The sequence below is a fragment of the Ruminococcus sp. OM06-36AC genome, from assembly GCF_003438725.1.
GTDB classification, from domain to species: Bacteria; Bacillota; Clostridia; order Oscillospirales; family Ruminococcaceae; genus Ruminococcus_C; species Ruminococcus_C callidus.
The window spans coordinates 223668-236282 of the sequence record NZ_QSTT01000002.1; the positions used below are offsets into that span (position 1 = coordinate 223668).

At 49.8% G+C, this 12615-nt stretch carries 10 protein-coding genes; 4 read left to right on the forward strand and 6 right to left on the reverse strand.

Annotated features, from left to right (window positions below):
- Positions 1–40: 40 nt before the first annotated feature.
- From DXB92_RS03035 to DXB92_RS03060, 6 genes are all read right to left on the reverse strand, one after another.
- Positions 41–1822 carry a cellulase family glycosylhydrolase gene (locus tag DXB92_RS03035; protein ID WP_117732331.1) on the reverse strand — a complete coding sequence of 594 codons (1782 nt, stop codon included), beginning with the start codon at positions 1820–1822 and terminating at the stop codon, positions 41–43.
- 430 nt (positions 1823–2252) lie between these two features.
- Positions 2253–2669 (reverse strand): NUDIX domain-containing protein, encoded by a 417-nt coding sequence (locus DXB92_RS03040; RefSeq protein WP_021682715.1) that lies wholly within the window; start codon positions 2667–2669, stop codon positions 2253–2255.
- 2 nt (positions 2670–2671) lie between these two features.
- Positions 2672–4306, reverse strand: coding sequence for a class I adenylate-forming enzyme family protein (locus tag DXB92_RS03045; RefSeq protein WP_021682716.1), 1635 nt, complete (start codon positions 4304–4306; stop codon positions 2672–2674).
- Between the two features lie 5 nt (positions 4307–4311).
- On the reverse strand, positions 4312–4911 hold the full coding sequence (locus DXB92_RS03050; protein ID WP_051343803.1) for an indolepyruvate oxidoreductase subunit beta: 600 nt from the start codon (positions 4909–4911) through the stop codon (positions 4312–4314).
- A complete protein-coding gene (gene iorA / locus DXB92_RS03055; protein ID WP_117732499.1) occupies positions 4911–6650 on the reverse strand; it encodes an indolepyruvate ferredoxin oxidoreductase subunit alpha in 1740 nt (579 codons plus the stop codon). Before iorA ends, DXB92_RS03050 begins: the two co-directional genes overlap by 1 nt.
- A gap of 318 nt (positions 6651–6968) precedes the next feature.
- Positions 6969–7202, reverse strand: a complete 234-nt coding sequence (locus tag DXB92_RS03060) for a PC4/YdbC family ssDNA-binding protein (RefSeq protein ID WP_117732333.1) — start codon at positions 7200–7202, stop codon at positions 6969–6971.
- 281 nt (positions 7203–7483) lie between these two features.
- Here DXB92_RS03060 and DXB92_RS03065 point away from each other — a divergent pair, with 281 nt between their 5' ends.
- The 4 genes from DXB92_RS03065 to clpB all read left to right on the forward strand — a co-directional run bounded on the left by DXB92_RS03065 (position 7484) and on the right by clpB (position 12564).
- Positions 7484–8263 (forward strand): polyphosphate polymerase domain-containing protein, encoded by a 780-nt coding sequence (locus tag DXB92_RS03065; protein ID WP_117732335.1) that lies wholly within the window; start codon positions 7484–7486, stop codon positions 8261–8263.
- On the forward strand, positions 8256–9002 hold the full coding sequence (locus DXB92_RS03070) for a DUF4956 domain-containing protein (RefSeq protein ID WP_117732337.1): 747 nt from the start codon (positions 8256–8258) through the stop codon (positions 9000–9002). The genes DXB92_RS03065 and DXB92_RS03070 overlap by 8 nt, the downstream gene beginning before the upstream one ends.
- A 188-nt stretch (positions 9003–9190) precedes the next feature.
- Positions 9191–9853: a CopG family transcriptional regulator gene (locus tag DXB92_RS03075; RefSeq protein ID WP_117732339.1), complete on the forward strand. Its 663-nt coding sequence runs from the start codon at positions 9191–9193 to the stop codon at positions 9851–9853.
- A gap of 110 nt (positions 9854–9963) precedes the next feature.
- On the forward strand, positions 9964–12564 hold the full coding sequence (gene clpB / locus DXB92_RS03080; RefSeq protein WP_117732341.1) for an ATP-dependent chaperone ClpB: 2601 nt from the start codon (positions 9964–9966) through the stop codon (positions 12562–12564).
- Positions 12565–12615 lie beyond the last annotated feature (51 nt).

Consider the following 12615-nt stretch of genomic DNA (forward strand, 5'->3'; position numbering starts at 1 on the left):
TATGCTTCTGCACAGTGCCTTTTTGCCTAAAATAAAACTTTTATGCGTTTTCCAGAGACATCTGACGCAGACGGGACAGATCCAGACCGTTTACTGCTTCGTCCGTGTTTACATCTGCACAATCGTAAGCCTCTTTTGTCAGAGTGACTTCACCCAGCAGGTACTTTTGCAGCAGAACAACGTCTACAACAGTGACTTCATTATCCAGATTGACATCACCCGGCAGATGCTGATCTGGCTTTTCCGGAACGTCGGGGTCAGTTACCAGTTCAGCAGCTGCGATTGAAGAGATCTGATAAATAGTCATATTCACACCGGCACGGGCAAACAGATGTGCAGCTGTGCTCAGATCGCTGCCCCAAGCCTTTGTGATCGCTTCGTGAGAATAGTAAGCGATACCAGCTTCCTCGTCAATGTCATACGCGTTGATTTCTGTCCAGTTACCCCAGCTGTCGTTGCACAGTGCCAGAATCGGAGCCGCACCGCCGGTGTAGCGAATGGCAATTTCGCGGTTCTCGGAAATCTGCTCTGCCGTGATATTCAGTCCCGGTGTGCAGTTACCGCCATTGCCGTCCGAAGCGTCCAGAACCAGACCGCTGGCATTCTCATAAATGTTGTCGCCGCTGTTGATGTCTGCATGTTTCCATGTAGGCAGGTGGCTTTCGCTGCCCCAGACAATGCTGTTGTCCTGCATCACAGTCATCATAGCATCAACAACCGGTTCAGAAGCCTCATACCAAGTGTTGTTGCTGCGGTCTACATAGCCGTGAGCCTCTGAAGCGGATGTGGGATTGGTGATAGCATTGTTGTCCCAAAGCACGCAGGGGATTCCCAGCTTTTTTGTCCATGTCAGATAATAGGTTGCCCAGTCGCATCTTGCGGCAGTATTGTTAAAGTTGGAAGCACTGAATTCGCCCAGTACCACCGGAATATCCTTGTCTGTGAAATAGTACCGGATGTCAGAGAACAGCGTATCCAGATCACTCTGATAGTTGCCGGAGAAAGTGGTGTGGTCACCATCGCCCATGGCAAATGCATAAGGGGTGTACGCATGGAGCGAAACTGCCACATAGTCATCGTCCGGCACGTCCAGGGCAGAGTAGGAACTTGCGTATGCCGAAGCAGCATAAGACGGGATCATCAGCAGACGGGTGTTCTGATAAGGAGAATCAATGGAACGTACCGTTTCCACGAAATCGTTGTCCAGCTTGTTGACTACTTCATAGCATTCCGCGTTGCCCTGCCATTCGTAGGAAGCTCCGGTCTGTCGCGGTTCGTTCATACCCTCGAAGATCAGATGCTGGTCGTAGTCCTTGAAGTAGGTGGCGATCTGTACCCACATCTGCTTTAGTCGTTCGGACATTTCCTCATAAGCAGTGGGGAAGTCAGAACGATTGATCCACTCCTCGTGGTGCAGATTCAGAATGACATACATATCCTGATTATAGGCGTAGTCCACTACTTCCTTGACACGCTGCAACCACTGCTCGCTGATCGTGTAAACAGGCTTGCCGTTTTCGTCAGTAGTCGTTGTGACATTCTGATACCATGTGGTGGGAACACGAATGGTGTTGAATCCCTTTGCCTTGACGGTGTCGATCAGTTCCTGCGTAACTCTGGGATTGCCCCAGCTGGTTTCACCGCTGTATCCGGTGGAATCCAGAGAGTTGCCAATGTTCCAGCCGATCGTCATGTTTTCCGTAATATCATCGGCGGTCATGGTTCCCTCAGCGGAAGCGGTTGTCTGGAAAAATGTCATGCCGGAAAGCAGCATGACTGCGGCAGTACCGGCGGCAAATAACTTGCGAAACTGAAATTGCATAGTTTTCCTCCTTGGAACGTGCTCTTTGCACACATCATTTTTCATCAAACGAAATGCCGGAAAAACGGCATATTTTCTTTTATTATATCATGAAGGAATGGAAAAGTCAATAGATTTTGATTCACTTTCACAATTTTTTCTGTACAAATTTGCAGTAGCATTCTTAGGGCAATACCGCACAAAGATTGTGCGACAGATGCGTCGTCAAATTTTTCGTCAGATGAAACAAAAAGCGGAGTGAATACTGGATGTATTCACGAGCATTTTTGTGAAATATGACGGGAAATTTGCAAGCAGATGGCGTGCAAAGTCGCCAGACGCTCTTTGTGCGGTATTGCCTTAGCGAATATTGACAAAAGCACCGGACGAAATCGCTCCGTCCGGTGCTTTTGCGGAATGTTCTTTTTGAATATGTTCCTGTTGGCAGCTGCTACAGTTCACGATCAAACAAGAATTGAAACAGCACAGGCGTAATGGCAGGATAGGTCAGATTGTCAGGCAGCGAGGAGAACGCCTTTCGTTCTGCCATTTCACTTTCGGGAATGTCGGAAAATTGCCGAATCACCGCATGGAATACAACGCCGTTGGCACCATGCAGAGTATTTTCGTCCCAGGCACGATAATCGCAAATTGGTTCGATGTCAAAATCTACGGCACCAGACTCCTCAAACAGCTCTCGTTTTGCTGCTTCCAGCGGTGTTTCTCCGGCTTCAATATGACCGCCCTGCGTTTCCCATGTGGTTCGTTCCTTGTGCCGGCTCAAAATCATTTTTCCATGGCTCTCGGAAAGGATGACCACATACTTGTAATTTTTCAGAGCATTTATCTCGTAGGTCTTACAACGCATAATCAGCTTTGATTTTCCTTTTCGATCAGATAATCGCCGCAGTACATCTTCCGCAGCTTCGGCTTCTCGATTTTGCCGGTCGCGTTGCGGGGAACCGGTGCGAAAATGATTTTCCGCGGTCGTTTATAGCGGGGCATGCCCATGCAGAATTCGTTGACTTCCGCCTCGGTGCATTCCACGCCCTGCTTCAGTTCCACAATTGCCGCAGCAATTTCGCCCAGCCGCTTGTCCGGCAGTCCGATCACAGCCACGTCCTTGATCTTGTCAAACTTGCTCATAAAGTTTTCGATCTCTACCGGATAAATATTTTCGCCGCCGCTGATGACCACGTCTTTTTTCCGGTCTACAAGGAAGTAGAATCCGTCCTCGTCCTGCCGTGCCATGTCACCGGTCCAGAGCCAGCCGTCGTGCAGAACTTCCGCGGTCGCTTCGGGATTGTTGTAGTAGCACTTCATAACGCCGGGCCCCTTGACTGCCAATTCGCCGACTTCGCCCTGTGCCACCGGTTCTCCGTTTTCGTCAATGATCCGGACTTCCCAGCCATAGCCCGGAATGCCAATTGCTCCTACCTTATGAATATTTTCCAGTCCCAGATGCACGCAGCCCGGACCAATGGATTCGCTCAGACCATAGTTGGTGTCGTACATATGATTCGGGAAATATTCTTTCCAGCGTTTGATCAGACTCTGGGGGACAGGCTGTGCACCGATATGCATCAGCCGCCACTGGGAGAGTTCATAGTTTTCCAGACGGACAGAGCCGTTGTCCAATGCTTCCAGAATGTCCAGTGCCCACGGCACCAGCAGCCAGACAATGGTACACTTTTCACGGGAAATAGTTTCCAGAATGGTTTCCGGATTGACTCCTTTCAGAAGCACTGCCCGTCCGCCGGTGAGCAGGCTGCCGAACCAGTGCATCTTGGCACCGGTGTGATACAGCGGCGGAATACACAGAAAGACATCGTCCTTGGTCTGGTGATGATGATTCTGCTCTACCTTGCAGGCGTGCATCAGGCTTTCGTGGTTGTGAAGAATTGCTTTCGGGAAACCGGTCGTACCGGAGGAGAAATAAATGGCAGCGTCGTCCTCATCTGTCAGCGGTACGCCGGGGGAGATGCTGGCACAGTTGGAGGTCAGCTTGTCATAGTCCTCTGCAAACGAGGGGCAGTCGCCGCCGACATAAAAGAGGATTCGCTTCTTGCTGATCGATTCTGCAATGGTTTCAATTCGTCCGATAAATTCCGGACCAAACACCAGTACATCGGCTTCTGCAAGGTCCAGACAATATTCAATTTCTTCCGCACTGTACCGGAAATTCATGGGCACTGCCAGAGCACCGGTTTTCAGCGTGCCGAAATAAATGGGCAGCCACTCCAGACAGTTCATCAGCAGAATTGCCACCTTGTCGCCCTTTTTCACGCCGCGGCTCATGAGCAGCTGTGCAAAACGGTTTGCCTTTTCGTCAAAGACATGCCATGTGATTTCCCGACGATACCAGAAAGACGAGGTAGGCTGAATCAGGTCGTAGTCCTTCCAGAGCACCCGTCGTGTTTCCTGTACCTGCGGATTTACTTCTACCAGTGCCACATCATTGCCGTACTTTCTGGCGTTTTCTTCCAATAATTCTGTGATCGGCATATTCGTTACTCCTGTCCTTGTTCTGTATGGTTTCCGTTATATGCATAGCCAGTGAGAAATGCCTTCTGGTTGATGTCAATGGTTTTCGGCGGCACAGTATCTGCAATGACCTGTAACCATTCTTCTTTGGAGAAGTGCATGTGCTGTGCAGCTACGCCCAGAATGATCGTGTTGAATACCCGTGCATTGCCCAGCTTCAGAGCCTCGGCGGTAGCATCTACTGCCAGCACATTGTATTTTTTGCTCAGCTCCTCCAGAATGTGTTCCGGATACTCTGCGGCACCGATCACCACCGGCATCGGATCAATGCGGGTATCGTTTACGATAATGGCACCGCCCTTTTTCAGGAAGTGTGCATACCGCAGTGCTTCCAGCCGTTCAAAAGCGATCAGAATGTCTGCCTGTCCTTCTTCTACGATCGGTTCTGCCACAGATTCGCCGTAGCGGACAAATGTTACTACGCTGCCGCCACGCTGTGCCATGCCATGCACTTCCGAAAGCTTTACATCATAGCCGCCAGTTAGTGCAATCTTTCCCAGCACGCGGCTGGTCAGCAGGGTGCCCTGTCCGCCGACACCTACGATCATAATATTGATAGTCTGCATCATGCCTTGCCTCCTTTTTCCCGCGGGATCAGTTCGATTGCGTGGAACTTGCACCGTTTTGCACAGAGTTCACAGCCGTTGCACATCGCCGCATCGATTTTCGGAATGCCGTTTGCCTGTTTGACCATTGCAGGACAGCCCGGGACCAGACACTGTCCGCACTTCTTGCAGGCATCTTCATGGAGAATGCACTTGCCCTTCGGAACAAATTCTTTCAGCAGGGCACAGGGGGACTTGGTGATGATAACAGACAAAGCGTCCCGCTGGGTTTCCTGTTTCAGCAGTTTTTCCAGCCCTTCAATGTCGAACGCATCGATTTCATAGACGTGTTCAATGCCCATTGCCTTGCAGAGGTGATAGATGTTGATCGCATAGGTCAGTTCACCCTGCAAGGTCTTGCCGGTAGCGGCGTGATCCTGATGTCCCGTCATACCAGTGGTGGAGTTGTCCAGAATGATGACCGTTCCGGTTGCTTTGTTGTACACCATGTTCATCAAAGAGTTGACGCCAGTGTGCAGGAACGTAGAGTCGCCGATCAGTGCCACCCAGTTTTTCACATAGTCCTTGCCCTTGGCTTTTTCAATTCCGTGGAGAGTGGAAATGCTTGCACCCATGCACACGTTAAAGTCCATAACTCCCAGCGGCGGAACGGCTCCCAGTGTATAGCAGCCGATGTCGCCGGCACCGTGCAGTTTCAGCTTTTTCATTACAGAAAAGACACTGCGGTGCGGACATCCGGGGCAGAGGATCGGCGGACGGTTCGGAGCCTGTGCCGGCGGTGTCAGCTGGACATCCTCATGCAGAATGGCTTTCCGCAGCATATTGGCACTGTACTCACCCTGTACTGTAAAGATCTCCTTGCCGATTACCGGAATACCCCAAGAACGAACTTGTTCTTCGATGACCGGTTCCAGTTCTTCTACAATGTACAGTGTTTCCACATTGGCAGCAAATTCTTCGATCAGCTTTTTCGGCAGCGGGTGTACCAGACCAAGCTTCAGCACAGATGCGTCCGGCAGGGCTTCCCGTACATACTGATAGGGGATACCGCTGGTGATGATACCGATTTTCTTGTCGCGGTATTCCACACGGTTGATGTCAAAGTGAGAAGCATCTTCCGCCATCTGCTTCAACCGCTGTTCCACGATCACATGCCGTTTCTTCGCATTCGCCGGCATCAGTACATTTTTTTCAATGTTCTTTTCATAGGGCTTGTCCGGTACGTTTTCCCGTTCCTCCGGATGTACCACACCCTGTGAATGGGACAGACGAGTGGTAGTGCGGACAATGACCGGCGTGTCATATTTTTCACTGTATGTAAACGCAAGCTTGGTGAAAATGCGGGCTTCTTCGCTGTCGGAAGGCTCCAGTACCGGAACCATTGCCGCACGTGCAACCATGCGGGTGTCCTGCTCGTTCTGGGAACTGTAAATGCCGGGGTCGTCCGCAGCAACCAGTACCAGACCGCCGTTTACGCCGGCATAGGAAATAGAATACAGCGGGTCGGAAGCTACATTGACGCCGACCAGTTTCATAGAAGCCATTGCCCGTGCACCGGCGATAGAGGCACCGATTGCCACTTCCATAGCCACCTTTTCATTGGGTGACCATTCTGCATAGACTTCCGGATATTTTGCGATACATTCGCTTATTTCAGTGCTAGGCGTACCCGGATAGGCAGCAGAAACCTTGACACCAGCTTCATAGGCTCCCTGTGCAATGGCGGCATTGCCAAGCATGATTTTTGAATTCTTCAACAGATTTTCCCTTCTTTCGAATGATTTCTGCCATACAGGCTGTAAAGCAGACAAGAAACCCGCCTTTTGAGAAAAAGACAGGTCGTTCAAAGCGGCACTATCTTTACAATGAATAAAATAAATAAGTAGTGCAGCCTTTTCTATTGTAATACATTTTCGAAAAAATCACAAGGCTTTTTTCGACTTTTGGTGAATTTGCATATCTCCGGCAAAGTTTCTTGTACATTTTCACAAAAGTAAAAAGCCCGAAAACACCAAACGGCATTTTCAGGCTTTCCGGAAACACGCTCTGTTTCGGGATTATTCAAAGGAATCCAGATCGATGCCAGCCAGCAGGTCTTTCAGTGCAGCCAGTTCGTCGGCGGTCAGTGTCACGCCTTTTCCCATTCTACTGTGATCCGGAGCCCAGTCACGAATATCGTACTTCGGTTCCTTTTCGTTCCAGCTGATCAGGTTGACTTCCTTGCTCCAGCCTCTTGCGTTCTCACCTAGAGAACCCAGATTCTCTACGATTTCATATTTCAGTTCTGCCATAATAAAAACACTCCTTGAAAAGTTTTGATGCAGGTGTTGCCTGAAGCGTGCACGTGCCTACACGCACACGCTGCATCTCGAATACCTATTATACAAGATGCGTTCCGAAAATGCAACACCCCGCCGCCGGCTTTTTTGGAAATTGGCACTTTCACTAAAAACATTAAGCTTATTTCAAGCAACATACGTTATAATGACAACAACATCAAGCGAAAGCAGCCATTTCGCACAGAAGGGAGGGAACCTGTACCGGAAAACCTGATTCCGGCAGCAGGATATATATGGGTGCAATTCAGACATTCGCACGAAAGGAAATCAAGTTTTTACTGACAGAACAGCAGTATCAGGATTTTCTGCCGCTTCTGGAACACTACATGAACCCCGACAAATTTTGCGTCGGGGGAAAAGAGTATGGCATCTATAACGTCTATTATGATACATCGGACGATTTTCTGATTCGGGAATCCCTTGAAAAACCGGATTACAAGGAAAAGATCCGGTTACGCAGCTATCTCTCACCGGCACAACCGGAGGACACTGTGTTTCTGGAAATCAAAAAGAAGATCTGCGGCATTGTCAACAAACGCCGCGTTACCATGACACTGGCACAGGCGGAGGCCTATTTGCAGGAAAAGATTCACCCTGACTTAGGCGGTTCATACTTGCAGGAGCAGGTCATGGACGAGATCGACTTTTTCCGCCAGCGGTATGAGATATTCCCAAAGCAGTACATCAGTTATCAGCGTGCGGCGTATTTCGGCAAGGAAGATACCGATTTCCGGCTGACTTTTGATCGGGCACTGACCGGACGACGCAGCGACCTCTCGCTTTGCCAGCAGAGTTATGGTGACCTGCTGATTCCGGAACAGATGCGTCTGATGGAAGTCAAGATCTCAGACTCCATGCCCATGTGGCTGGCAGAAGAATTGGCAAAACTGCAAGTGTATAAAACCAGCTTTTCCAAATACGGAAAGGCATATCAGATGTACGTACAAAATCAGCTGGAATGGACTCGTCCCCAGCTTACCATAGAAAAAAGGAGACGTTACGATTATGCTTAACACCATTACCAATGCCTTGACGGCGACCAGTTCCGAATTGTCTTCCCTGCTGTCGAATGTAACAGCGACCACAAGCACCGCTTCTGTAGGGGATATGTTGTTTGCCCTGATTCTGGGCGTTGTCATGGGCTTTCTGATCAGTCTGGTCTACATCTTCACCCACAAGAAATCCGGCTATACCCAGAGCTATGTTATGACACTGCTGATGCTGCCGCCGATCGTGGCAATTGTGCTGGTGATGATCAACTCAATGGCAAGTGCCCTGAGCCTTGCGGGCGTCTTTACTCTCTGTCGGTATCGTACTGTTCCCGGTGACCCGAAAGATATTACCTATGTCTTTTTTGCAATGGCAACCGGTGTGATCTGCGGCATCAACGGCGGCGGACATGTGTGGTTTGTCTTTGTGTTCTTCGCAGTGATCGCGGCAGTGCTGATTCTGATAGAGGTGCTGCGGTACGGCATCTGCAAAACCAGCAGTATGACACTGAAAGTGACCATTCCGGAAAACCTCAACTATATTGGACTGTTTGATGACATTCTCGCAGAAAACACGACCAGCTGGCACCTGAAGCGTGTCAAGACCACCAACTTTGGCTCGCTGTTTGAACTGATCTACAGCATTCAGCTGAAAAACGACGTAGACCAGAAAAAATTCATGGACGAGATTCGGAAGCGGAACGGCAATCTGACAGTAATTCTTTCCCTGTACTGTTACGAAGATCAGGTTTATGACAGATAAAACCTTTTTTTCAAAATAGAAAAACGACATCTTGGAATAAATTTTTTTCATACATTCCTTTAAAATCGTGGATTTATCCGCGGTTTTCTTTTCTTTTCAAAAACTTGCATACTAAACTATATAATTCACTTGACAAATTATTTTTTTGTGCTATAATAAGATTGTAAAAAGAAACCGGAGGTGAGCAGATGAAACGAAGTGCATACAGCCTGATTTTGATGGACGATGTGGTTGCGGCAGTGGATCGCCTTGCGGCACAGCAGGGCACCAGCCGTTCCAATCTGATCAATCAGATTTTGGCGGAGCATGTCTGCTGTACCACACCGGAGCAGCAAATGCGGCAAGTGTTTACCTGTCTGACACAGGCGATGAACTCGGCGTTCCGCGTACAGGAGCAGGGTTCCGATGCCATGCTTTCGATTCTGGGTTCGGTACAGTACAAGTACCGCCCTACCATTCGCTATAGCGTGGAACTGCATCGGGAACTGCACAGTGAAAAAGTCGGGCTGCTGAAAATTTCCTGCCGGACTCAGAGCCGGACACTGCTGGAAGCAATACAGCAGTTCTTCCTGTTCTGGGTACAGCTGGAACAGGAGTATGAACCGGAGGGTGCCTGTGCACTGGGTTTGTACCAGATCGAACCGAACCGCCTGACACGGGTGCTTCTGCGGCATGGCATTACGTCCAATGAGGTACTGGGAACAGCAACCGGAAAGTATATCCAGATGTTCCACACGGTGCTGCAATCCTATTTTCAGGGCTTGCAGCAGGGACTTCCGGCGGCAGTTTTGCAGCATGCATTGGAACAGCAATATGCCGCACTGCATGAGCAGCTGGTCAGCCAGCTTTAGGAAAACATGAGGCAGCACCGCATAAAGCCCGCCTGACGGCTTTGTACGGTGTTGCCATAAGACAAAAAAGAGCAACAAAAACAGAATGCAAGAAATAGGAGGGAGTTCTCATGAACACACAGAAATTGACACAAAAGTCTTTGGAAGCGATTCAGGCTGCAAATGGTCTTGCAGTGGAGAACCAGAACCAGCAGATCGAACAGGTACACCTGTTGAGTGCTTTGCTGGAGCAAGAGGGCGGTCTGATTCCGCAGCTGTTTGAGAAAATGGGCGTGTCTGTCGATAACGTACAGATTCAGCTGAAAAACGCCATTGATAATCTGCCGGCAGTAACCGGAAGCGGTCGGAAGGCAGACGAGGTCTATGTATCTCAGGACGTAGACCGTGCATTGCGGGAGGCAGAAAAAGAAGCTGCCCGCATGAAAGATGATTTCGTATCGGTAGAACATCTGGTACTGGGCTTGTTCGATGCCATGGGCAAAGAACTGCAAAACGTGTTGAAACCTTTCTCCGTGACGAAGGACGCATTCCTTGCGGCATTGATGAAAGTTCGCGGCAACCAGCGTGTTACCGATCAGAATCCGGAAGAAACTTACGATGTGCTGGCAAAATACGGGCAGGATCTGGTAGAACGTGCCCGTGCCGGAAAACTGGATCCGGTCATTGGCAGAGATAACGAAATTCGAAACGTCATTCGAATCCTTTCCAGAAAGACGAAAAACAATCCGGTGCTGATCGGTGAACCGGGTGTCGGTAAAACGGCAATTGCCGAGGGTCTGGCACTGCGAATCGTTCGCGGCGATGTGCCGGCAAATTTGAAAGACCGGAAAATCTTTTCGCTGGATCTGGGTGCACTGATCGCAGGTGCCAAGTACCGCGGTGAATTCGAGGAACGACTGAAAGCCGTTCTGAATGAAGTCAAGAAAAGCGAAGGCGGCATTATCCTGTTTATCGATGAACTGCATACCATTGTTGGTGCTGGTAAATCGGACGGTGCTATGGACGCAGGCAACCTGCTGAAGCCGATGCTGGCACGGGGTGAACTGCACTGCATTGGTGCTACAACGCTGAACGAGTACCGGCAGTATATTGAAAAAGATGCTGCTCTGGAACGTCGTTTCCAGCCGGTTTTGGTAGACGAGCCTACTGTAGAAGACACGATCTCCATTCTGCGTGGTCTGAAAGAACGCTATGAAGTATTTCATGGCGTTAAGATTCAGGATCAGGCTCTGATTGCAGCGGCTACACTGTCCAACCGATATATCACAGATCGGTTCCTGCCGGATAAGGCAATCGACTTGGTAGACGAAGCTTGTGCAATGATTCGGACGGAAATGGACTCCATGCCTACAGAGCTGGACGAAATTCGCCGGAAGATCATGCAGCATGAGATCGAAGAAGCTGCCCTCAAGAAAGAGGACGACAAACTGTCGCAGGCACATCTGCAAGAAGTACAGCAAGAACTCTCTCAGATGCGTGACCAGTTCAATGCCATGAAGGCAAAATGGGAAAACGAAAAAGATGCCATTTCCAAAGTGCAGAAACTGCGGGAAGAACTGGAGCAGGTCAACGCCGAGATCGAACGTGCTGAACGGGACTACGATCTGAACAAGGCTGCCGAACTGAAATATGGTCGTCTGCCGCAGCTGAAAAAACAGCTGGAAGACGAAGAAGCCATTGCAGAAAAGCAGAAAGAGAGCAAGAACTCTCTGCTGCGGGACAAGGTGACCGAAGAAGAAATCGCCCGCATTGTCGGCAGATGGACTGGCATTCCGGTAACGAAGTTGATGGAGGGTGAACGGGAAAAACTCCTGCACATGGACGAAGTACTGCACCGCCGTGTAATTGGTCAGGACGAAGCTGTGGAAAAGGTCAGCGAAGCCATTCTGCGTTCTCGTGCAGGCATTCAGGATCCGAACCGTCCGTTGGGCTCGTTCCTGTTCCTTGGACCGACTGGTGTCGGCAAAACCGAATTGGCAAAGGCACTGGCAGAAGCTTTGTTCGATGATGAGAACAACATTGTTCGTATCGATATGAGCGAATATATGGAGAAATTCAGCGTGAGCCGTCTGATCGGAGCTCCTCCGGGATACGTGGGTTATGAAGAAGGCGGTCAGCTGACAGAAGCTGTTCGCCGGAAGCCGTATTCTGTTGTTCTGCTGGACGAAGTGGAAAAGGCACATCCGGACGTGTTTAATATCCTGCTGCAAGTGCTGGACGACGGCAGAATCACCGACTCGCAGGGCAGAACGGTGGACTTTAAGAACACCATTATCATTCTGACCTCGAACTTAGGTTCGCCGATGATTCTGGAAGGCATGGACGAAAACGGCAACATCTCGGAAGAAGCCAGAAAGGAAGTCGATACGCTCCTGAAGCAGAAGTTCCGTCCGGAATTCCTGAACCGTCTGGACGAGATCGTCTTCTACAAGCCGTTGAGCAAGACCGAGATCTTCCGTATTGTAGATCTGCTGCTGGAGAAGCTGCGGAAACGTCTGGAAGACAAGCAGCTGGAACTGGAAGTTACTGATGCTGCCAAGGAGTGCATTGTGGCACAGGGCTATGATGTCAACTATGGTGCACGTCCGCTGAAACGACTGATCCAGTCCAAGGTAGAAACTCTTGTGGCAAGAAAGATCATTGCCGACGATCCGGCACCGGGTACTGTAATTCGTATCGACTATGACGGTCAGAAGATGATCTGTCAGTAAAACAATAGACAATTGCAAACCTCCAAAATAAAACGCCACGCCGCACAGATC

Excerpts from the sequence above, each read along its gene's own strand:
- DXB92_RS03035 (WP_117732331.1), bottom strand. The coding sequence starts at position 1,822 with ATGCAATTTCAGTTTCGCAAGTTATTTGCCGCCGGTACTGCCGCAGTC.
- DXB92_RS03040 (WP_021682715.1), bottom strand. The coding sequence starts at position 2,669 with ATGCGTTGTAAGACCTACGAGATAAATGCTCTGAAAAATTACAAGTAT.
- DXB92_RS03045 (WP_021682716.1), bottom strand. The coding sequence starts at position 4,306 with ATGCCGATCACAGAATTATTGGAAGAAAACGCCAGAAAGTACGGCAAT.
- DXB92_RS03050 (WP_051343803.1), bottom strand. The coding sequence starts at position 4,911 with ATGCAGACTATCAATATTATGATCGTAGGTGTCGGCGGACAGGGCACC.
- iorA (WP_117732499.1), bottom strand. The coding sequence starts at position 6,650 with ATGCTTGGCAATGCCGCCATTGCACAGGGAGCCTATGAAGCTGGTGTC.
- DXB92_RS03060 (WP_117732333.1), bottom strand. The coding sequence starts at position 7,202 with ATGGCAGAACTGAAATATGAAATCGTAGAGAATCTGGGTTCTCTAGGT.
- DXB92_RS03065 (WP_117732335.1), top strand. The coding sequence starts at position 7,484 with ATGGGTGCAATTCAGACATTCGCACGAAAGGAAATCAAGTTTTTACTG.
- DXB92_RS03070 (WP_117732337.1), top strand. The coding sequence starts at position 8,256 with ATGCTTAACACCATTACCAATGCCTTGACGGCGACCAGTTCCGAATTG.
- DXB92_RS03075 (WP_117732339.1), top strand. The coding sequence starts at position 9,191 with ATGAAACGAAGTGCATACAGCCTGATTTTGATGGACGATGTGGTTGCG.
- clpB (WP_117732341.1), top strand. The coding sequence starts at position 9,964 with ATGAACACACAGAAATTGACACAAAAGTCTTTGGAAGCGATTCAGGCT.